This window comes from Haloplanus sp. C73, assembly GCF_051195115.1.
Lineage (GTDB): Archaea > Halobacteriota > Halobacteria > Halobacteriales > Haloferacaceae > Haloplanus.
The window spans coordinates 528,042-546,897 of record NZ_JBNTJZ010000001.1; the positions used below are offsets into that span (position 1 = coordinate 528,042).

At 67.0% G+C, this 18,856-nt stretch carries 23 protein-coding genes; 11 read left to right on the forward strand and 12 right to left on the reverse strand.

Annotation, left to right across the window (positions count from 1 at the left end; genetic code table 11):
* Window positions 1-37: 37 nt before the first annotated feature.
* Genes ACQUSQ_RS02750 through menC form a run of 4 tightly spaced genes read left to right on the forward strand, consistent with a single transcriptional unit; the run spans window position 38 to window position 3,801 of the window.
* A complete protein-coding gene (locus tag ACQUSQ_RS02750) occupies window positions 38-556 on the forward strand; it encodes a hypothetical protein (protein WP_435066969.1) in 519 nt (172 codons plus the stop codon).
* 19 nt (window positions 557-575) lie between these two features.
* Entirely contained in the window at window positions 576-1,751 is a 1,176-nt protein-coding gene (locus tag ACQUSQ_RS02755) for an anion permease (RefSeq protein WP_435066970.1), read from the forward strand.
* A gap of 47 nt (window positions 1,752-1,798) precedes the next feature.
* Entirely contained in the window at window positions 1,799-2,746 is a 948-nt protein-coding gene (locus tag ACQUSQ_RS02760; protein ID WP_435066971.1) for a 1,4-dihydroxy-2-naphthoate polyprenyltransferase, read from the forward strand.
* Window positions 2,743-3,801, forward strand: coding sequence for an o-succinylbenzoate synthase (menC, locus tag ACQUSQ_RS02765; protein ID WP_435066972.1), 1,059 nt, complete (start codon window positions 2,743-2,745; stop codon window positions 3,799-3,801). Before ACQUSQ_RS02760 ends, menC begins: the two co-directional genes overlap by 4 nt.
* Before the next feature lie 135 nt (window positions 3,802-3,936).
* Here the strand turns inward: menC and ACQUSQ_RS02770 are convergent, their stop codons facing one another.
* The 7 genes from ACQUSQ_RS02770 to ACQUSQ_RS02800 all read right to left on the reverse strand — a co-directional run bounded on the left by ACQUSQ_RS02770 (window position 3,937) and on the right by ACQUSQ_RS02800 (window position 9,834).
* Window positions 3,937-4,773, reverse strand: a complete 837-nt coding sequence (locus ACQUSQ_RS02770) for a hypothetical protein (RefSeq protein WP_435066973.1) — start codon at window positions 4,771-4,773, stop codon at window positions 3,937-3,939.
* A gap of 213 nt (window positions 4,774-4,986) precedes the next feature.
* Window positions 4,987-5,472, reverse strand: coding sequence for an aspartate carbamoyltransferase regulatory subunit (pyrI, locus tag ACQUSQ_RS02775; RefSeq protein ID WP_435066974.1), 486 nt, complete (start codon window positions 5,470-5,472; stop codon window positions 4,987-4,989).
* On the reverse strand, window positions 5,469-6,386 hold the full coding sequence (gene pyrB / locus ACQUSQ_RS02780) for an aspartate carbamoyltransferase (RefSeq protein ID WP_435066975.1): 918 nt from the start codon (window positions 6,384-6,386) through the stop codon (window positions 5,469-5,471). Before pyrB ends, pyrI begins: the two co-directional genes overlap by 4 nt.
* 52 nt (window positions 6,387-6,438) lie before the next feature.
* Window positions 6,439-7,692 (reverse strand): Glu/Leu/Phe/Val family dehydrogenase, encoded by a 1,254-nt coding sequence (locus ACQUSQ_RS02785; protein ID WP_435066976.1) that lies wholly within the window; start codon window positions 7,690-7,692, stop codon window positions 6,439-6,441.
* A 40-nt stretch (window positions 7,693-7,732) separates the two neighbouring features.
* Window positions 7,733-8,104 (reverse strand): DUF5658 family protein, encoded by a 372-nt coding sequence (locus tag ACQUSQ_RS02790; RefSeq protein ID WP_435066977.1) that lies wholly within the window; start codon window positions 8,102-8,104, stop codon window positions 7,733-7,735.
* A 75-nt stretch (window positions 8,105-8,179) separates the two neighbouring features.
* Window positions 8,180-9,022, reverse strand: coding sequence for a class 1 fructose-bisphosphatase (locus tag ACQUSQ_RS02795; protein WP_435066978.1), 843 nt, complete (start codon window positions 9,020-9,022; stop codon window positions 8,180-8,182).
* Window positions 9,022-9,834: a class I fructose-bisphosphate aldolase gene (locus tag ACQUSQ_RS02800; protein ID WP_435066980.1), complete on the reverse strand. Its 813-nt coding sequence runs from the start codon at window positions 9,832-9,834 to the stop codon at window positions 9,022-9,024. The genes ACQUSQ_RS02795 and ACQUSQ_RS02800 overlap by 1 nt, the downstream gene beginning before the upstream one ends.
* A gap of 116 nt (window positions 9,835-9,950) precedes the next feature.
* On the opposite strand from ACQUSQ_RS02800, the gene ACQUSQ_RS02805 reads away from it, so the two are divergent.
* The gene (locus ACQUSQ_RS02805; protein ID WP_435066981.1) at window positions 9,951-10,811 is read left to right on the forward strand and encodes a 3-hydroxyacyl-CoA dehydrogenase family protein; all 861 of its coding nucleotides are present in this window, start codon (window positions 9,951-9,953) and stop codon (window positions 10,809-10,811) included.
* A gap of 77 nt (window positions 10,812-10,888) precedes the next feature.
* On the opposite strand, the gene ACQUSQ_RS02810 is transcribed toward ACQUSQ_RS02805, so the two are convergent.
* Both ACQUSQ_RS02810 and ACQUSQ_RS02815 read right to left on the reverse strand, forming a co-directional pair.
* On the reverse strand, window positions 10,889-11,059 hold the full coding sequence (locus tag ACQUSQ_RS02810; protein ID WP_435066982.1) for a hypothetical protein: 171 nt from the start codon (window positions 11,057-11,059) through the stop codon (window positions 10,889-10,891).
* Window positions 11,060-11,092: 33 nt separating this feature from the next.
* Entirely contained in the window at window positions 11,093-11,491 is a 399-nt protein-coding gene (locus ACQUSQ_RS02815; protein WP_435066983.1) for a type II toxin-antitoxin system death-on-curing family toxin, read from the reverse strand.
* 141 nt (window positions 11,492-11,632) lie between these two features.
* Here ACQUSQ_RS02815 and ACQUSQ_RS02820 point away from each other — a divergent pair, with 141 nt between their 5' ends.
* Genes ACQUSQ_RS02820 through ACQUSQ_RS02840 form a run of 5 tightly spaced genes read left to right on the forward strand, consistent with a single transcriptional unit; the run spans window position 11,633 to window position 16,515 of the window.
* A complete protein-coding gene (locus tag ACQUSQ_RS02820) occupies window positions 11,633-12,376 on the forward strand; it encodes a competence/damage-inducible protein A (RefSeq protein ID WP_435066984.1) in 744 nt (247 codons plus the stop codon).
* 47 nt (window positions 12,377-12,423) lie between these two features.
* A complete protein-coding gene (locus tag ACQUSQ_RS02825) occupies window positions 12,424-13,314 on the forward strand; it encodes an ABC transporter ATP-binding protein (protein ID WP_435066985.1) in 891 nt (296 codons plus the stop codon).
* The gene (locus ACQUSQ_RS02830) at window positions 13,311-15,149 is read left to right on the forward strand and encodes a PrsW family intramembrane metalloprotease (RefSeq protein WP_435066986.1); all 1,839 of its coding nucleotides are present in this window, start codon (window positions 13,311-13,313) and stop codon (window positions 15,147-15,149) included. The genes ACQUSQ_RS02825 and ACQUSQ_RS02830 overlap by 4 nt, the downstream gene beginning before the upstream one ends.
* The gene (locus ACQUSQ_RS02835) at window positions 15,142-16,188 is read left to right on the forward strand and encodes an ABC transporter permease (RefSeq protein WP_435066988.1); all 1,047 of its coding nucleotides are present in this window, start codon (window positions 15,142-15,144) and stop codon (window positions 16,186-16,188) included. Before ACQUSQ_RS02830 ends, ACQUSQ_RS02835 begins: the two co-directional genes overlap by 8 nt.
* A 45-nt stretch (window positions 16,189-16,233) precedes the next feature.
* Window positions 16,234-16,515 (forward strand): DUF5798 family protein, encoded by a 282-nt coding sequence (locus ACQUSQ_RS02840; RefSeq protein WP_435066989.1) that lies wholly within the window; start codon window positions 16,234-16,236, stop codon window positions 16,513-16,515.
* Here ACQUSQ_RS02840 and ACQUSQ_RS02845 read toward each other — a convergent pair.
* Together ACQUSQ_RS02845 and ACQUSQ_RS02850 are read right to left on the reverse strand one after the other, a co-directional pair.
* Complete coding sequence (locus tag ACQUSQ_RS02845) at window positions 16,512-16,931, reverse strand: CoA-binding protein (RefSeq protein WP_435066990.1); 420 nt, start codon at window positions 16,929-16,931, stop codon at window positions 16,512-16,514. The genes ACQUSQ_RS02840 and ACQUSQ_RS02845 overlap by 4 nt on opposite strands.
* A 40-nt stretch (window positions 16,932-16,971) precedes the next feature.
* A complete protein-coding gene (locus ACQUSQ_RS02850) occupies window positions 16,972-17,583 on the reverse strand; it encodes an RAD55 family ATPase (protein ID WP_435066991.1) in 612 nt (203 codons plus the stop codon).
* Between the two features lie 330 nt (window positions 17,584-17,913).
* On the opposite strand from ACQUSQ_RS02850, the gene ACQUSQ_RS02855 reads away from it, so the two are divergent.
* Window positions 17,914-18,501 (forward strand): response regulator, encoded by a 588-nt coding sequence (locus ACQUSQ_RS02855; protein WP_435066992.1) that lies wholly within the window; start codon window positions 17,914-17,916, stop codon window positions 18,499-18,501.
* On the opposite strand, the gene ACQUSQ_RS02860 is transcribed toward ACQUSQ_RS02855, so the two are convergent.
* A complete protein-coding gene (locus tag ACQUSQ_RS02860) occupies window positions 18,498-18,854 on the reverse strand; it encodes an RNA polymerase Rpb4 family protein (protein WP_435066993.1) in 357 nt (118 codons plus the stop codon). The genes ACQUSQ_RS02855 and ACQUSQ_RS02860 overlap by 4 nt on opposite strands.
* Between the last annotated feature and the right edge of the window lie 2 nt (window positions 18,855-18,856).

Consider the following 18,856-nt stretch of genomic DNA (forward strand, 5'->3'; position numbering starts at 1 on the left):
GAACCGTGTTGACTTCTTAGTGGACTTGGCTTATGGCGTGGTAATCCTGCTCTCCGTGGCGCTCATCCTCGCTCTCGGCACCAGCGTTGGCGTCGCGTTCGGGATTGGCGCGCTCGTCTCCTACACGATTCACGTCGTGTGGAAAATGGCCCGATTCGACCCGCAGTGGATGACGGAGGAAGTGACCGAGAAGGTCGAGGAGACGCTCACCGAAGAGGTGACCGAGAGCGTCGAGCAGACCGTCTCCGAGGAGGTCGAGGAGGTCGAGAAATCCGTCGCCGAGGAAGTGACTGAAAAGGTCGAACAGACGGTGACCGAGGAAGTCGCCGAGAACGTCGAGAAGGAAGTGACCGAGAAGGTCGAACAGACCGTCGCCGAGGAAGTGTCCGAAAACGTCGAGCGCACCATCACCGAAGAGATGACCGACATCATCGAGCAACTCGAAGAGGTGAACCAGCGCGTCGACCGTCGCCCGCGCGCCGACGAAATCGACGGCGTGCAGGGTGAAGCGACCGAGGACGAAGACGTGGACGAGGACGAGGAGCCAGACAAATGACGACGACTATCGAGAACGCATGATTGGCGGCCTCCTACTCGTCGGATTCGGCGTCGCCCTCTTCGTCGGGTTCAACATCGGCGGGTCGAACACCGGCCCAGCCTTCGGCCCGGCCGTCGGCGCGGGCGTCATCTCGAAACTGTTCGCCGGCGCGCTCATGGCCATCTTCTTCTCTATCGGTGCGTGGACTATCGGCCGGCGCGTCGTGAACACGCTGGGTCGAGAACTCGTGACCGACCCCGGCGTCTTCACCATCGAGACGAGCATCGTCGTCCTCTTTTTCATTGGCGGCGCGCTCTTCGTCGGTAACTACGCGGGCGTGCCGGCCTCGACGTCGATGACGGCCGTCGGCGCCATCGCGGGACTGGGCGTCGCCGCCGGCGAACTCAACTGGGCCGTCATGGGCGAAATCGCCGTCTGGTGGATTGTCGCCCCCCTCGTCGGCTTCTGGGTGTCTGGCGTCGTCGGGCGGTACTTCTACCCGGCCATCAACCGCTGGATTGCTATCGAGCGGAGCGACGGCCCCCTGCTCACCGCCGACCGGTCGGGGACGGTTCCGATGCCTCGCTCCGGCCCGAACACCACCCGTCGCGAAGTCGTGGGGACGATAGTCGTCATCGGCATCGGGAGCCTGATGGCCTTCTCCTCCGGTACCTCGAACATCGCCAACGCCATCGCGCCGCTGTACGGCGCCGGCGTCGACCTGAATCTCCTCATCCTCTTGGGGTGTGCCGCCGTCACCGTCGGCGCACTCACCATCGCCCGCCGAACCCTCGACACCCTCGGCAACGACATCACCGACCTGCCGCTGACCGCGGCCATCGTCGTCGCCGTCATCTCGTCGGGCATCGTCATCGGCCTCTCCGCTATCGGCATCCCCGCCTCCTTCGTCATCATCGCCACCATGTCCATCGTCGGCCTCGGCTGGGGGCGTGCCACCCGGTCTATCACCGTCTCTGAAGGCGTGCGCGGCGAGAAATCGCCGAACGTCTCCGTCGGCGCGCTGACAGCCGACGACCCCGGCGAGGAGGCGCCCGACATCGGCGAGGAGGACCCGGCTGAGGTGCCGAGCGCCACCGAACTGTTCAACCCCGAGACGACGGGGCGGGTGGTCCTCATGCAGAACGTCGTCCCCCTGCTCTCGACGCTCGGCGCGTACGCCACCTTCCGCCTCCTCTTTGCCTTCGTCTGGTAGACACGGAAACGGGGACTTTTACGCGGCTGGGCGCCCGAGGTTCGACAATGAGCGCACAGGCCTCCGAGATTAGTCGCTCGAAGGCGTGGCTGATGGCCGCGCGACCACAGACGCTCCCCGCCGCCGCGGCGCCCGTCGCCGTCGGCACCGGTCTCGCCATCGGCCGCGGCGTCGAGCATCCGCTCGCCGCCCTCGCGGCCTTCGTCGGCGCCGCCCTCATTCAGGTCGGCACCAACTTCGCCAACGACTACTACGACGCCGTCAAGGGCGCCGACACCGACGAGCGCGAGGGGTTCACCCGCGTCACGCAGTCCGGCCTCATCCCACCCGAGTCGGTCAAACGCGCCAGCTACCTCACCTTCGCCGCCGCCGTCCTCGTCGGCACGTCGCTGGTGTACGTCGGCGGCCTCCCCATCCTGCTCGTCGGCCTCTGCTCTGTCGCCGCGGGACTGGCCTACACCGGCGGTCCCTACCCCCTCGGCTATCACGGCCTCGGCGACCTCTTTGTCTTCGTCTTCTTCGGCGTCGTCGCCGTCACGGGGACGTACTACGTGCAGGCGGCCGCCGTCCTCGCCGGGCCGTTCCCCCTCTCGATTCCCTCTGGGACGCTTCCGGCTATCGCTCTCGTCGCCAGCCTCCCCGTCGCGGCCATCTCGACGAACATCCTCGTCGTGAACAACGTCCGCGACTTGGAGACGGACGCGGCGACGGGCAAGCGCACGCTCGCGGTCCGAATCGGCTACCGCTGGAGTCGCGTGCAGTACGTCGCCCTCCTCGCGCTGGCGTATCTCGTTCCCGTCGCGCTGTGGGCGGCCGGTCCCGCCTCGCCTGTCGTCTGTCTGCCCCTGTTGACACTGCCACTCGCGGCGTCGGTGGCCCGGACCGTCTGCACCCGGACCGACGGCGAAGCGCTCAACCCCGCCCTCGAACGCACCGGCAAACTGCTCGCGGCCCACGCCGGCCTGTTCGCCGTGGGACTCGCGTTCGCGCTGTGAGACGGCGCTCGTTCGCGCTCGACCTCGAACGCCCGCTTGCGACGGCCCGCGGGACGATTCGGCGCCGCGAGGGCGAACTCGTCGGTGTCGACGCTGACGGTGTTCGGGGCGTCGGCGAGGCGACGCCGCTCCCCGGTTGGACGGAGTCGCTCGACGACTGTCGGGCGGCGCTCGACCGAATCGACCCGGACGCGACGCTCCTCGATGGACCGCCGACAGACCCGCTGTCGGCGGCGCCGGGGGTCGCGGACGCCCTCGCCGACGCGCCCGCCGCCCGCCACGCCGTCGAGTCCGCCGCTCTCGATGCCCGGGGCCGACGCGACGGGGACGCGCTCGCGTCACTTTTCGCCGACGCGCCCGCCGACCGCGTCCCGGTCAACGCGACGATTGGCGACGGTGCGGTCGACGAGACGGTGAGCGCCACCAAAACCGCCGTCGCCGACGGCTTCGACTGCCTGAAGGTGAAAGTCGGCGTCGGAGAACTCGACCGCGACGTGGCACGCCTCCGCGCCGTCCGAGAGGCGGTCGGCGACGGCGTCGCGATTCGGGCCGACGCCAACGGCGCGTGGGACCGCGAGACGGCCAGCGAGGCGGTCGCCGAACTCGCGGCGCTCGACCTCGCGTATCTCGAACAGCCGCTCGCTCGCACCGACCTCGCGGGTCACGCCGCGCTCCGCGGGCGGGGTGTCCCCATCGCGCTCGACGAGACGCTGGCGACGGCGGGCGTCGGAGCGATTCTCGACGCCGACGCCGCGGACGTCCTCGTCCTGAAGCCGATGGCGCTCGGAGGGCCGGCCCGAACGCTCGCCGTCGCGGAGCGCGTGCGCGCGGCGGGCGTCGACCCCGTCGTGACCACGACTATCGACGCCGCGCCGGCGCGGACGGCGGCAGTCCACGTCGCCGCCGCGATTCCGGACGTGCGACCCTGCGGGCTGGCGACGGCCAGCGCCCTCGCGACCGACCTCTGTCCCGACCCCGTGCCCGTCGTCGGAGGGGCCATCGCCGTCCCTGACGGTCCCGGCGTCGCCGGCGACGCCTTCGAGGACCTGCTCTGACCGTTGGAGCTATAGGAATCACGTCCCTTCGACTGGTATGTCGACAGGGCGACTCCTCTACGCGCTGGCGGTGTTCGCGGCGCTCGTGTTCTGTGCCGGCATTGCGGTCATCTGGGCGCTCTCGTACGGCCCGCTTTAGTCGGGGCCGTGAGAGACGCCCTCGCGTCGGTCGGCGCGCAGGCGACGAATCGTCGCCACCGCGTTGCTCGCGTCGTAGCCGAAGTAGACGGCGTCGCCGGACGCTGACGCCACCTCCGTCGCGTTCACGAGGGCATCGACGTCGACGTCGACGGCGTAGAGTTCGACACCGAGACGCGTCTCGGCGCCCGCAAGTCGGCTCTCGAACCCCTTCGCGATGGTCTCCAGCCAGTAGGTCGTCCCGTACGCGGTGTCGTAGAGCGGGACGACGAACTCGTCGGCGAGAGAGGCGAGAGCATCGACGTCGACGCCGCTCCGCGCCCGGAGATGGCCGGGGTAGGGGTCGGGGTACAGCGTGAGATACAGGTCGCCGGGAACCCGCTCCCGGACGGCGGTGACGAAGTCCGTAACGACCGAGACGCGCCACGCGTCCCGGTCGTCGAACTCGCTCGCCTCGAACCGGCGGTCACAGCGGTCACACCGGCAGTAGCCGTCGCGGGGGAAGCCGATGTCGTCGAGGCGGAGATGCGGCGCTTCGGCCACGCAGTCGTCGACGATTTCGAGCAAGCCCTCGCGGTAGCGGTCGTGAGTCGGGCAGACGTACGACCAGTCGAAGTAGGGGCGCTCGCGGGTCGCGGGGCGTCCTTCCCCGTCCACCGCGGCAAGGCTCGGGTCGTCGCCGACGGCGGCGTTGTCGCCGAACGCCGACACCATGTTGACGCCCGTCGCCACCGGTTCGGCGGCCCGGCCGGTCACGTCTTTCACCTCGTAAAACCCGCTGTCGACGTCCGACCACTCCAGTTCCTCGGCGTTGCGCGTCACCACCCCGTACATACCTCGCGGTACGGGCGTGTGGGGGTAAGTGGTTTGGATAGCCGTCGCTGGCGGGTGAGCGTCGGAGAAGGGGGCCGCGGGTGTCGACTACTCTTCGACGTCGACTTCGACCGGCTGCTTGTCGCCGGACAGCAGGACGTAGCCGATTGCAATCAGTGCGAGCACGAGGATGAACTTCGTTTTACCGGACATGGTCTCCCGTTGGGCCACCTGTCACAAAGCGGTTTCGCCCGCGCCGCGGGTGTCGATATGCTCGGCCACGTCGTCCTCGCGAACAATCGTATCGCAGTACGAGCATCGGACGCCGTCGTCCAAGACTTCGAACGCCGTCTGGACGGGTTCGTCGGCGTTCGTGATGCAGTTGTGGTTCGGGCAGACGAGAATGCCGGTGACGGAGTCGGCTCGCTCGACACGGTCTTTCTCCACCACGTCGAAATCGCGGATGATGTTGATGGTCGCCTGCGGCGCGATAAGCGAGATGACCTCCACCTCGGACTGGCTGAGTTCCCGTCCCTCAACCTTCACCACGTCCTTCTGTCCCACCTTGCCGCTGGGGACGTTCATCCCGATGCTGACGCTCTCGCCGCCGCTGCCGTCGATGCCGAGGACGGCGAGGACGTTCAGCGCTTGCCCGGCGGTGACGTGGTCGATGACGGTGCCGTTGCGAATCTTGCTGACGCGGAGTTCTTTGTCGGTCATCGGTCGTCACCTCCGAGGAGGATATCGAGCAGCGCCATCCGAACGGGCACGCCGTTGTGTGCCTGCTCGAAGTATTTGGCGTGGGTCGTCTCGTCGACGTCGGGCGCGATTTCGTCGACGCGGGGAAGCGGATGCATCACCGTCAAGTCGTCGGGAGCGGCGGCGAGGGTGTCGGTATCGATGCGGTACTCGCCCGCAACCTCCCGGTACTCCCGCTCCTCGGGGAATCGCTCGCGCTGAATGCGGGTCACGTAGAGCACGTCGAGTTCCGAAAGCACCGCCTCGATGTCGGTGTGTTCGCGAACCTGCGCGCCCGCCTCGTGGAGGTCGTAGCGGACGTTCCGCGGCAGGCGCAGGCTCTCGGGGCTGATGAAGTGTTGGCGGGCGTCGAAGTTGGTGAGGGCGTGGGCCAGCGAGTGGACCGTCCGGCCGTACTTCAGGTCGCCCATGATGCCGATTGTGAGGTCGTCGAGGCCCGCGTTCTCGCGAATGGTGTAGAGGTCGAGGAGCGTCTGACTCGGATGCTGGCCCGCGCCGTCGCCGGCGTTGACGAGAGGGACGTCGACGAACTCCGTGGCGAGTTTTGCTGACCCCTCGCTCGGGTGGCGGAGGACGAGCGCGTCGGCGTAGCCCTCGATGACCCGGACGGTGTCGGCGAGGCTCTCGCCTTTCTTCACGGACGAGGAGTCGACCGCGCCCATGTCGATTGTCTCGCCACCGAGGCGCTTCATCGCCGACTCGAAGCTCATCTTCGTCCGCGTGCTCGGCTCGAAGAAACACAGCGCGAGCACGCGCCCGTCGTGACGACCACGGACGAGGTCGGGGTCGGCATCGACCGCCGCCGCGTGGTCGAGCACCGCCTCGATGTCGTCCCTGGAGAGGTGGGCCGCACTGATGAGGTGGTCCTGCAACATTACGTGTGTGAGCCACCCGCGGCGCCTTGAATCCCTCGGGACGCCCTCACCGCTACGGCCAGTTGCCGCTGTCGTCGAACGCCTCCGCCACCCGCTCGATGGCGACGACGTACGCCGCCGTCCGGAGGTTCGGCACGTCGTACGTCTCGAACGTGTCCACGAGGCGGTCGAACGCGTCGGTGATGACGCGTTCGAGTTCGTCGTTGACTCGCTTCTCGGTCCACGAGAACCGCTGTCGGTTCTGGACCCACTCGAAGTACGACACCGTCACGCCGCCCGCGTTCGCGAGGATGTCGGGGACGACGTACACGTCGCGGTTGGTGAGGACGTCGTCCGCGTCGGGCGTCAGCGGGCCGTTGGCCGCCTCGACGATGACGTCTGCCTGCACGTCACGCGCGATATCGGCGTCGATGGCGTTTTCCAGCGCCGCCGGCACCAACAGGTCGACGTCGGCGGTGAGCACCGCCTCGTTCGACAGCGTCTCGTCGGCGCCTGCGAAACCACCGACGGTGCCCGTCTCTCGCTTGTGGTCTCGCACCGCCGCCACGTCCAGTCCGTCGGCGGCGTAGATGCCGCCCTGCGAGTCGCTGACGGCGACGACACTCGCCCCCACCTCGTCGAGGAGGCGGGCGGCGACTGAGCCGGCGTTGCCGAACCCCTGTACCGCGACTGTCGCGCCCTCGATGCCCCGGTCGAGGTAGTCGAAAACCTCGCGAGCGGCGAGCATCGTCGACCGACCAGTGGCCTCGACGCGGCCCGCGCTCCCGCCCGACGACGGCGCCTTCCCGGTGACGACGCCGGGTTCGGTCGTCCGCTCCAGCGTCTCGTAGGTGTCTTTGAGCCAGTTCATCTCCCGCTGGCCCGTGTTCACGTCGGGAGCGGGGATGTCGCGGTCCGCGCCGATGAGCGGGCGAATCTCGGTGGCGTACGCTCGGGTAACCCGCTCGACTTCGCTGTCCGAGTAGTCCCGCGGGTCGAAGGCGACGCCGCCTTTCGCGCCGCCGTAGGGGATATCGACCACGGCACACTTGTACACCATCCACCCCGAGAGAGCCTTCACCTCCGCCTCGGAGACGTGTGGGTGATAGCGGATGCCGCCCTTGTACGGCCCCCGGTCGCCGTTGAACTGCGAGCGATAGGCGCGGAACTGCTCCATCGACCCGTCGTCCATGTCGACCGAGAGCGTCGTCGACAGCACTCGCTCGGGTCGTTTGAGTCGCTCGATGACGTCGCCGTCGACGTCGGTGTAGGCCGCCGCGTCGTCTATCTGTTCCTGGAGGCTCTCGAACGGATTGATATCCGCCATTCCCGCTTACTTTCCCCTCTAGTAATACAGGCCTTTCGCCCTACGCGAGTTCGAGGCCGATAGTGACGGCGTTGGCCGCCGACGCGACGACCCACGGCAGCGCTATCCCGGCAGGAATCAGCGCCCGGTAGTCGTCGGGGACGACTGCCCATCCTGTGACGGCGACGCCGACGGCACCCGTCTTCAGGAGCGCGAGCGCCGGCACGGCGCCGATTCGGCCCACGAGCGCCGCAGCGAGCGGGTTGCCCTCCGCCAGCCCGAGACGCAGGCCGTAGGTGGTGAGTACGATATCGGCGAGACAGGTTGCGACGACGACACCCCAGAGCCGCGTCTCGTGGTCAGTGAGTCGAGCCACCGCGGTGGCGAGACGCGGCCCACCGACGGAGAGCGTCTGTTCCGTGTCGGTCGACATGGGGGCATCGTCGGCCGATACCCCCGTCAGTATGCGCCGCGTACGGCGCCTCAACGAGTGATTGTAGGGGACGATTCAGTCGAGTGTCGCTTCGAGACGGTCGATTAGCGACGGCGTGCCGAGATACACCGGCGTCCGCTGGTGGAGGCCGGTCGGGTCGACGTCGAGGACCGACCCCGTGCCGTCAGAGCTTCGACCGCCGGCACACTCGATAATGTAACCGACGGGGTTACACTCGAACTGGAGCCTGAGTTTACCCTCGGGCGCCGATTCGAGTTTGGGGTAGGCGAAGACGCCGCCGTAAGTGAGCACCTGATTCACGTCGCCAATCATCGCGCCGCCGTATCGGAGTTTGAGTTCGGACTCGACGTCGTCGACGTAGGCCGCGACGTCTGCCGGCCAGTCGGGGACGCGGCCGCCGAATCCGTACACCGTCGGGTCCTCGGGCAGGGTGACGTCCTCGTTGAGCGTCGTCGCCTCGCCGTCCTCGACTAGGTACTCCGTGACCGTGCCCTCGTGGGCGAAGGCCATCGTCGTTATCGGGCCGTAGAGGACGTAGCCCGCGGCGACGAGGTCACGCCCGCTCGCGGGTAGCGACGCGTCGTAGACGCCGACGATGGTCCCCATCACGTTGTTGGGCTTGAGATTCGACGAGCCGTCGAGGGGGTCGACCGCAACCGAGTAGCCCGAGCCGACATCGACGGCGCTCTCGCGCTCCTCGCTCGCGTAGGCGCCGACGCCGTCGATGGCGCCCAGTCGCTCTTCGAGCAACTCGTCGGCGTACTCGTCCGCCGCCAGTCGGCGCTCGCCGGAGGGGTTCTCCGACCCCGCCTGCTCCCGACGGCCGGGGAGGCCGGCGCGAATCTCGGGCGCCGCCGCGGCCACCGCGTCGCGAACCGCCGCAACGGTGTCTGCCATCAGTTGTCGGCTTCGAGGTTCGCGTTGGTGGCGAGGGCGTCCTCGACGCTCGCGTCCTCGAAGATGACGGCTTCGAGGCCGTCGAGGATGGCTTCGGGATGCTCGCGCTGGAAGACGTTACGCCCGACGGCGAGGCCGTCAGCGCCAGCGTCCATCGCCTCGCGCACCGTCGAGAGGAACGCCTCGTCGCTCGTCTTCGACCCGCCGCTCATGACCACTTTCATGTTGCCCGTGTTCTCGACGGCCCACGCCATCGCGTCGCCCGAGCCGGGGTATTTCACCTTCGCGATGTCGGCGCCGAGTTCGAGGCCGAGACGGGACGCGTAGGCGATGGTGTCCGCGCTCGTGTCGTCTTTGAGTCCCTGCCCGCGCGGGTAGGACCACATCACGACGCCCATGTCGTTGTCGCGGGCCGCCTCCTGTGCCTCGCGGAACTCCTCGGCCATCTCGACTTCGTGGTTCGACCCGCCGTAGAAGGTGAAGCCGATGGCGTCGGCGCCGAGTTCGGCGGCATAGTCGACAGACCAGTTGACCGCGGAGTCGGGTTCGCCCATCCAGAGGTTGCTCGTGCCGTTGAGCTTCGCCAACAGCGTCACTTCGTCCTCGTACTGGGGGTAGTACGCCTCGGCGATACCCTTCTGGACCGCGAGCGCGGTCACGGCGTCGTGGGTCGCCACGTCGAACACCGTCGCGGGGTCGGTCGTCTCCGGCACCGGTTCGAAGTCGACCGGCCCGTGTTCGAGGCCGTGGTCGTATGCGAGAATCAGTGCCTTGCCGTCACGGGTGATTGCGTCGTCAGCACCGGGAATCATGTATAGACGTTCCGGCGAAATCACACATAAAGCGTGTGGTCGTGCGCCGTGAGGATGAGTCGTGCTGACACCCCGGTGGGGCTAGTCTTACAATCCGGCGTCGCGGACGGACACGTATGCGACAACTCAGCGACATCGACACCGTCGGCGTCGTCGGCGCGGGAACGATGGGTAGCGGCATCGCGCAGGTGGCCGCCACCGCCGGCTACGACGTCGTGATGCGTGATATCGAGGACGACTTCGTCGCCAGCGGGTTCGACCGCATCGACGACAGCCTCTCTCGGTTCGTCGAGAAGGAGGACCTCTCGCGCGCCGAGGCGGACGCCGCCGCCGACCGAATCACCGGCACGACCGACCTCGCGGACCTCGCCGACTGCGATTACGTCATCGAAGCCGCCGTCGAGAACATGGACATCAAGCAGGACATCTTCGCGGACCTCGACGACGCCGTCGACGACGACGTCGTCCTTGCGACCAACACCTCGACGCTCTCGATTACGACCATCGCGTCGGCGACCGACCGCCCCGAACTCGTCGTCGGCCTCCACTTCATGAACCCCGCACCGGTGATGAAAGGCCTCGAACTCGTCGTGGGCGAACGCACCGCCGACGAGGTGGTCGACGTCTCCCACGCTCTCGCCGAGGACTTCGGCAAGGAGACGTGGGAGGCAGACGACAAACCCGGCTTCGTCGTCAACCGCGTCCTCATGCCGTGGATAAACGAGGGCATTCGCGCCTACGACGAGGGCGTCGCCGACAAAGCGGACTTGGATTCGGGGCTGAAACTCGGGACGAACGTCCCGATGGGACCGCTCGAACTCGCGGACCACATCGGCCTCGACGTCTGTCTCGACGCCAGCCAGACGCTCCACGAGGAACTCGGCGACCGCTACAAGCCGCCGTACCTCCTCAAGCGAAAGGTCGACGCTGGCGACTTGGGTCGGAAGACGGGGCGTGGGTTCTACGAGTACGACTGACCACCGCTCGCCAGTAACTGCGGTCGAACCCTCGCTAAGAATCAGTTCCGAACGGCCCGTTCGCGGATGGAGACAGCTTACTCGTCTTCGAGTGCGTCGTATATCTCTGCGTGACGGCGTCCGTCGAGTTTCCCCATTTCGAGCGCGATTTTACGACGTTCGGCGTCACTCTCGGCCGCCCGATACCGCTCGTACAACTGCCGGACCTCGTCGTCGACCGCTGCCGAGGAATCGGTGCTTGACGCCATCGTTCTACCGAAGATTCGGAGCGTGTCCCTTTATCAGTTGCGACGAGCACAGGCCCGGAAGTAGATGGCTGCCGTCGCGGTGTCAACCGCGGTTTCGTCGGTTGCAAACCGGTGCAAGAGGGCTCGAACTTCATCACCGTAGGAGAACGTGTACCCGTTCAGCATATAGAAAACAACCACCGTTCGGAGCGCCGTTCGTTTGTTCCCGTCGACGAATGGATGCTCCGCAACGAGTAGTCGCATCAACTGGACCGCTTTGTCGTGGATAGACTCTGGCACCTCGCCGAAAAATCCCTCCGAGATATACTGCAGCGCGGAAGCAATCGCGTCTTCCGACCGAACTCCCGGTTCCGTGGTATCCCCTTCGGCCACGATTTGCTCGTGGAGCTCCAGAATAAGTTCGACAGAAGGATACGCGAGCTCGTCAGTCACGCATCCGGCTTTCTCACGCTACTCGTTAACTATTTCTCAACCGTTGGGACACGTCTCGCCGTCGGCGATGTAGAGCAACCCAGTTATCGAGAGTCCCCGTCGGCCCGGATTCTTTTATGTCGCCGCCCCGCAGAGCCACCGATGGAAGTCGCCATTCTCACCGTCGGCGACGAAGTGCTGGCGGGCGATACGACGAACACGAACGCGACGTGGCTCGCGGGCCGACTGACCGAGACGGGCGCACGGGTCGTGCGCATCCTCACCGTCCCCGACGACCGGGCGGTGATTCGAGACACCGTCGCGGAGTGGCGCGAGGCGTTCGACGCGGTAATCGTCACCGGCGGCCTCGGGGGCACGCACGACGACGTGACCGTCGACGCCATCGCCGAGGCGTTCGACCGCGAGTTGGTCGTCGACCCCTCGGTCCGAGAGGACGTCATCGAGACGGTGGCGGCCTACCGTGACCGCAACCCCGACTTGGTCGAAGCCCACGAACTCGATATCGACGTGGACGCGTGGGCGGCGCTACCGGCAGGGAGTCGGCCGCTCATCAACCCCGAGGGGCTGTGTCCGGGGTGTGTCATCGAGAACGTCTACGCCTTCCCGGGCGTGCCCGACGAGATGCAGGCGCTGTTCGAGAAGGTGGCCGGCGAGTTCGGCGGCGACGCCGTCTCGACGACGGTCTACACCCCCCAGCCCGAGGGGTCGATGGTCGACGCCCTCGCCGGCGTCCGCGAGCGCTTCGACGTGACGGTCGGTAGCTACCCGAGTGCGACGGAACACAACCGACTGAAAGTGACGGGGACGGACCCCGAGGCCGTCGAGTCAGCGGTCGACTGGCTCCGCGAGCGAGTCGAGGTGGTCGACGACGCCTATCAGGAGTGATTCTGCGAGCCGTGCGTTTAACCTCCCAGCCCTTCTCACGCCGATAGATGATTGCGGTCGAGTCTCTGCGCAAGACCTACGGCGATTTCCCCGCCGTCGTCGGTAGCACGTTCGCCGTCGACCGGGGGGAGATTTTCGGCGTCGTCGGCCCGAACGGCGCGGGCAAGACGACGACGCTGAAGATGATAGCCGGCCTCGTCGACCCGACAGCGGGGTCGGCGACCGTCGCCGGCTTCGACGCCAGCGACCCCGAGATGCGCCGCTCGCTCGGCTTCCTCCCCGAGGAATCCCCGCTCTACGAGGACATGACCGCGCGGTCGTATCTACACTTCTTCGCCGACCTCTACGACGTCCCCGACGACGTGGCAACCGAGCGCATCGAGGACACGCTCGACCGACTGGAACTCGACCACCGCGACCGGCGCCTCGGCGATGTCTCGAAAGGGATGAAACGCAAAGTGGCCATCGCGCGCTCGCTGGTGAACGACCCCGACGTGCTGATTTACGACGAACCCGCGAGCGGCCTCGACCCGCTGACGACCAACTACGTCCTCGAGTTCGTCCGCGAACTCAGCGACGCGGGCAAGACCGTCCTCTTCAGCGCGCACAACCTGTATCACGTCGAGAGCGTCTGTGACCGGGTCGCGATCATGAATCAGGGCGAAATCGTGGCCCGCGGCACCGTCCCCGAGATTCGCGAGGAGTACGGCACGACCGACTACCGCGTGTTCACGTCGGTCGCTCTCGACGACACCGAACCTGCCGGCGACCGCTACGCCGTCACCGTCGAGAGCATGGCGGACGTCGAAGAAGTGCGCGACCGGGTCACGGCGCGGGGCGGCGAAGTGGTCGACATCCGAACCCGCGAGCCGAGCCTCGAAGAAATCTTTCTGGAGTTGGCCGAAACCACCGGCACCGGCCCGCGGGGTGAGTCGTGAGCGGCCGGTCGAGGCTCCGGGAGTGGATTCGGGCAGTCGCGCGCATCGCCCGCTGGGAGACGAGTCGGAGCGCCGGCGTCGTCGACCGACAGACGGCGATTCTCGGCCTCGTCGCCCTCCTCCTCGCCGGCGCCGTCGGCGGCGCGGCGATGGCATCCGGCGGCGTCGCCCTCGACCAAGACATCTACCGCGTCGGCGTCGCACCCGACAGCCCGTATCACGACGTCGTCGCGGACAGTCCGGCCCTCGCGTCGCGCCCGCCCGACCTCGCTCGCCTCGGCGACGATATCGAAATCGTCGTTCGCGACGGACAGTTCTACGTCGCCGACTCGCAGAAGGCACGGGCCGCGCTGTCGACGTTTCGGGACGCGGTCCGCCGGCACAACCTCGAACTGATGAGCGAGGAGTCGAACGCCTCGGCAGCGTTCCCGGTGGTCGTCACCCTCCGCTACGCCGAACAGGGGTCGGTGACGCCGCCGGGCGCGACCGTCGAGGGTGGGACGACCGGCGGAAGCGGTGGGGGTGACGGCGACGAGAGCACCGGTGGAGGCGACGCCGCCGACGGCCCGAGTAGTGGCATCGGTGCGACCGACTCGGACGACGAGGCGGCCGGAAGCGGCGACGGCTCGCTCGGCGTCCCCGGATTCGGCGCGATGGGCGGCCTGTTCGGCGGGAGTACGTCGGGGTCGCCGGCCGACATCTCCCCGCCCTTCCCCTTCGGCGCGCTCGTCCTCGCGTTCGTCTTTTTCATTCCCATGAACTTCGTCATCCAACCCTACGGGAGCAGCATCCTCAACGAGCGCATCAACCGCCGGGGCGAACTCCTGCTGGTCGCGCCCGTCTCGCCGACGGCCATCGTCGCGGGCAAGACCCTGCCCTACCTCGCCCTCCTCGTCGGCATCACCGCCGTCGTCGCTCTCGCCATCGGCGGGGGACCGATAAGCGTCGCGGCTGTCGCCCCGATTGCGGCGCTGTATCTCGCCGCCACCTTCGTCGGCGGTATGTTCGCCCGGTCGTTCAAGGAACTCACCTTCGTCACCGTCAGTATCTCCGTCTTCCTCACCTCCTACGCCTTCGTCCCCGCCATCTTCACGAACGTCACGCCCGTCGCGCTCATCTCGCCGCTGACGCTCGTCGTCCACGACCTACAGGGGACGGCGGTGACCGCCGGCGAGTACGTCTTCTCGACCGGACCGTTCTACGTCGGCTCGGCGGTGTGTTTCCTCCTCGGCGTCGGCGTCTACCGCGAGGAGGACATGTTCACACAGCGCCCGGTGCCGCTGAAGTTCCTCGACGCGCTGAACAGCCGTATCCACCGCCGGCGCGACGTCGCGGTGGTGAGCGCGCTCGTCATCCCCTTCGTCTTCATCGCCGAACTCCTCGCCATCGCCGTCCTCTTCGTCCTGCCAGTCGACCTGTCGGTCCCCCTGTTGCTCGTCGTCATCGCCACCGTCGAGGAGGTGGCCAAGAGCCTCCACCTCTACGCGGCCTTCCGCGGCCCCTTCGCCGAGCGACGCGACTGGCGGATGGCGCTCGTCCTCGGCGCACTCTCCGGGGGCGGGTTCTTTCTCGGCGAGAAGCTCACCGCCGTCGTCCAGTTGGTCGGCCTCCCCTCGCTCACGCTCGGACAGGCGGCGTTCTCCACCACCGGCGTCGTCGCGACGCCCGCCCTCGGGGTGGCGCTCCTGCTCGCCCCGCTCCTGCTTCACGTGACGGCGACGAGCATCGCGTCGCTCGGCGCGGCGCGCGGGCGGTGGGCGTACGTCGCCGCACTGGTGCCCGCAATCGCTATCCACGCGGTCTACAACCTCGCGGTGGTGAGTACCCTTGGGTGAGCCTCGTCTGACGATTGCGCGGCGGGAACTCCAGACGCTTCGCTCCGAGAAGACCATCGTCCTCGCCTTGCTCATCCAGCTATTCATCGCGGCCTTCTCCTCGTTTCTCGTCGTCGGCCTCGTCTCGCTGTACGACCCCGGCAGCGTCGAGGGGTACGAGACGACAGTCGGCGTGACCGGCGACGCACAGGCCGACCTGTTGCAGGTGGTCGACGAGCAGACGGCGATGGCGGGCGTCGGCTACGACTCACAGTCCGCGGCCCGGGCCGCCTTCGAGCAAGAGGAGGTGGACGCCGTGTTGCTCGCGGACCGCCGCGCGGGCCGGGTGTTCGTGACGGCGCTCGCGCCCGAGGGCTCCGTCCGGACGACGGTCATCGTCGTCCAACTGCGGGAGGCGCTGTCGACGTTCGAGCGCGTCGAGCGCCAACAGCGGTCGGACCACCTCTCCTCGACTCCTATCGACCTCCCGCCGCGGACAGGGTCAACGCCGTACTACGGGTTCAGCTACACCGTGCTGTTGCCCCTCCTCTGTTTCCTGCCCGTCTTCATCAGCGGGTCCATCGCCGTCGACTCGGTGACCGAGGAGTTCGAACGCGGCACGCTCGAACTCCTGCGGGTCGCGCCCGTCTCGACGGTCGATATCGTCGACGGCAAGGTGTGGGCGGCGGCAGCGCTCGCGCCCGCACAGGCCGGCCTGTGGCTCGCGCTCCTCGCGTTCAACGGGACGGCCGTCCGCCACCCGGCCGCGATTCTGATCGTCGTGGCCGCCCTCGCGCTTCTCGTCGTCACGCTCGGGGCGACGCTGGCCTTGCTCGCGCCCGACCGCCGGGCCGCGCAGTTCCTCTACGCCGTCGGCGTCCTCGTCGCGTTCGGCGGGACGACGCTCCTGCCCGCGAACCCCATCAACACCGTCGCGCGTCTCGCCGTCGGGAGCGTCGGCCCGACGTACCCCCTCCTCGTCGCCGGCTACGTCGCCCTCGGCGTCGGCGCGTACGTCCTGCTCCGGCGTGCCGTGCCGCGAATCGGGATTGCGGGCTGACGCCGCCCCGAAACACACTCAAGGCCCGCGTCGAACAGATGGGGTATGGGATTCGGAAGTACGGCCAAGAAACTCCAGCAGGTCACCGATATGGCCGAGGACGTGTACACCCGTCTGAACCAACTTCGAGAGCAGGTTAGCGAAACCCGCGAAACCGTCGAGGAGACCAAAACCCGCGTCGAGGAGATGGACCACGAACTCGCCGAACAGCGAGCGCTCGTCGAAGCACTCGCGGAGCAACAGGATATCGATATCGACGCCGTCACCGCCGACGCTCACGTCGTCGACGCGGAAGCCGTCGCCGAAAGCGACGACGAGTCGGCCTAACTCTGGAACTCGCGGTGAGTGACCATCAGACATCGGTCCTGCACGACGAGCAGTCCGGCGTCGCGGGCGCGGTCCGCCGCCGCGTCGTCGCGGATGCCCTTCTGTAACCAGATGCCCTCGACGTCGTCGCGTCGCTGGCGGCGCTTGACCGCCGTGTCGACGATGGAACTCACCTCCTCGCTCGGCCGGAACACGTGTATCAGGTCGACGTCGTCGCCGATATCTTCGAGGCTGTCGACGGCCGTCCGGCCGAGGACGACGTCCCGATTCGGGTTGACTGGGATGACGTCGTACCCCTGTTCCTGCAAATAGGCGGGAACGTCGTGTGCGGCCTTCCCCGGCGTGGCCGAACAGCCGATGACGGCGATGGTATCGACGTCCAGAAGCGTCCGTATCTCGTCGTCGGTGGCGGTCATGTGCGGACGTACGCCCGCCCGCCGAATGAATGGTGTGGCCTCAGACGTCCGGCAGGTTCGCGGTGGGTTCGCCGTCCTCGTGAGTCTCGATGACGCCATCGAACAACTGCTTGAGCGTGTTCATCGTCTTGTCGTCGTGTGCCGAGGAGTCGATGGCGTAGAGGCCGAGTCCGTCGACGCTCTGGACGCGTCCGGTGAAGACGTGGAGGAAGCGAAAGACGGTCTGGAGGTCGGAGTACATCAAGAGCGTCGACAGCGAGTCGAGAAAGACGCGGTTGCGCTGGACGGAGCGACGCTCGTAGAACTCTTCGAGCAGTTCGGAGAACTTGATACCGACGCCGGTCATATCGACCGGCGACGAGGTGTATCGGACCTGTGCGTCGTCGCGCGCCTCGCTGACGCCCTGCTGGCGGGTGACGCAGTCGACGACGGCGACCGGTCGGTCGGCGTACTCGACACGCTCCTCCAGCGCTTCGAAGACGCGTTTCGCGCCGTCGGTGTTGCTGACGACGATGGCGCCCTCGCCCTCTCGAACGCCGGCGGCCAGAATGTCGAACGCGAGCGATTTCTTGCCGGTGAGTGCGGGTCCGGAGATAAGCAGGTTCGTCCCCTCCTCGACCCCGACATCTAACGGCGGGCCAAGGTCATACATTACGAACCCTCGCAGGGGTGAACGGCCGTGGCAGAGCCTTGCCCTGCGGACGACACAACTCACCGGAAATCATGAGGTAGTAGGAACATATAGTGAGCCGGTAATATTCTTTTTGATTGCGCAGAATCGAAGGATGAGAGTCGGATACGCGGATACCGTCCGACCGCTCCGGGGGTCGTGCAGAAACCATCGAATTATGACATGTACCAGAAGGGACAATCGCGCCGCGTACTGTCCGGGAGACGGGTCAGGTTCGGACCGACGCGACCCGAATCGTGTCACTTCATCGTCCCATGCCGTTTAACACGGCTCGGTATAGATGTGGTGACAATGCCCACAGGTCAGCCGACGGTGCTCCTCGTCGACGACGAGCCGGATATCGTCGACATCTACGCGCTCGCGTTTAGCGATGCCGAGTACGCCGTCGAACGAGCGCACGATGGTGAAGCGGCGCTGGAGGCGGCGGCCGACGCCGACGTCATCTTGCTCGACCGGCGGATGCCCGGACTGTCGGGCGAGGACGTGCTTACCGAACTCCGCGAGCGAGAACTCGACGTGCGCGTGGCCATGGTGACCGCGGTCGACCCCGACTTCGACATCGCGGAGATGCCGTTCGATGCCTATCTGACCAAACCGGTGAGCGACGAGGAACTCCGCGAGACGGTCGACACCCTGCTCGCGCTGGCGCGGTACGACGAACAGGTGCGGGAGCGATACGTCGTCGCGCAGAAGCTAGCGATGCTGGAAGCCGAGAAGACACGGCGCGAACTCGAGGGCAGCGAGGAGTACGCGTCGTTGCGAGCGCGCGCAGCGGAGCTAGACGCGGCAGCGACGGAGACAGTGGGTGAGATGACCCGAGACGCCTTCGAGCGGGCCCTCTCGGGCATCGTCGAAGACGGTATTGGCCGAGACGCCTAGGCGTACTTCGCGACGACGTTGAGGATTTCGTCGAGTTCGTCGCCGTCGAGCGAGTAGCGGCCGTGTGCGAACACGGACCGGAGTTCGTCGCGGTCCTGCGGGAGCAGGTCCACGATTTTGAACGCGGCCGATTCGTCCACCTGCTCGAGTTCGAGCAGTTCCTCCACGAGTTCGCGCGACTCCTCGGCTTCGAGGACGGCGAACGTGTTGGCGTGTTCGATGGCTCGCGCGAGTTCGTACCGCATCTCGCGGTCGGGGTCTGCGGCCCGCTCGGCTTCGACCTCGGCGAGGAGTTCCTTGACCTCGGAGACGGTGACGAACTCCTCGTCGAGTTTTTCCTTAAATATAGTCATCG

Excerpts from the sequence above, each read along its gene's own strand:
- ACQUSQ_RS02790 (WP_435066977.1), bottom strand. The coding sequence starts at position 8,104 with ATGTCGACCGACACGGAACAGACGCTCTCCGTCGGTGGGCCGCGTCTC.
- ACQUSQ_RS02770 (WP_435066973.1), bottom strand. The coding sequence starts at position 4,773 with ATGTACGGGGTGGTGACGCGCAACGCCGAGGAACTGGAGTGGTCGGAC.
- pyrI (WP_435066974.1), bottom strand. The coding sequence starts at position 5,472 with ATGACCGACAAAGAACTCCGCGTCAGCAAGATTCGCAACGGCACCGTC.
- ACQUSQ_RS02795 (WP_435066978.1), bottom strand. The coding sequence starts at position 9,022 with ATGGCAGACACCGTTGCGGCGGTTCGCGACGCGGTGGCCGCGGCGGCG.
- ACQUSQ_RS02860 (WP_435066993.1), bottom strand. The coding sequence starts at position 18,854 with ATGACTATATTTAAGGAAAAACTCGACGAGGAGTTCGTCACCGTCTCC.
- ACQUSQ_RS02760 (WP_435066971.1), top strand. The coding sequence starts at position 1,799 with ATGAGCGCACAGGCCTCCGAGATTAGTCGCTCGAAGGCGTGGCTGATG.
- ACQUSQ_RS02840 (WP_435066989.1), top strand. The coding sequence starts at position 16,234 with ATGGGATTCGGAAGTACGGCCAAGAAACTCCAGCAGGTCACCGATATG.
- ACQUSQ_RS02785 (WP_435066976.1), bottom strand. The coding sequence starts at position 7,692 with ATGGCGGATATCAATCCGTTCGAGAGCCTCCAGGAACAGATAGACGAC.
- ACQUSQ_RS02810 (WP_435066982.1), bottom strand. The coding sequence starts at position 11,059 with ATGGCGTCAAGCACCGATTCCTCGGCAGCGGTCGACGACGAGGTCCGG.
- ACQUSQ_RS02805 (WP_435066981.1), top strand. The coding sequence starts at position 9,951 with ATGCGACAACTCAGCGACATCGACACCGTCGGCGTCGTCGGCGCGGGA.
- ACQUSQ_RS02800 (WP_435066980.1), bottom strand. The coding sequence starts at position 9,834 with ATGATTCCCGGTGCTGACGACGCAATCACCCGTGACGGCAAGGCACTG.
- ACQUSQ_RS02755 (WP_435066970.1), top strand. The coding sequence starts at position 576 with ATGATTGGCGGCCTCCTACTCGTCGGATTCGGCGTCGCCCTCTTCGTC.
- ACQUSQ_RS02825 (WP_435066985.1), top strand. The coding sequence starts at position 12,424 with ATGATTGCGGTCGAGTCTCTGCGCAAGACCTACGGCGATTTCCCCGCC.
- ACQUSQ_RS02850 (WP_435066991.1), bottom strand. The coding sequence starts at position 17,583 with ATGTATGACCTTGGCCCGCCGTTAGATGTCGGGGTCGAGGAGGGGACG.
- pyrB (WP_435066975.1), bottom strand. The coding sequence starts at position 6,386 with ATGTTGCAGGACCACCTCATCAGTGCGGCCCACCTCTCCAGGGACGAC.
- ACQUSQ_RS02845 (WP_435066990.1), bottom strand. The coding sequence starts at position 16,931 with ATGACCGCCACCGACGACGAGATACGGACGCTTCTGGACGTCGATACC.
- ACQUSQ_RS02820 (WP_435066984.1), top strand. The coding sequence starts at position 11,633 with ATGGAAGTCGCCATTCTCACCGTCGGCGACGAAGTGCTGGCGGGCGAT.
- ACQUSQ_RS02855 (WP_435066992.1), top strand. The coding sequence starts at position 17,914 with ATGCCCACAGGTCAGCCGACGGTGCTCCTCGTCGACGACGAGCCGGAT.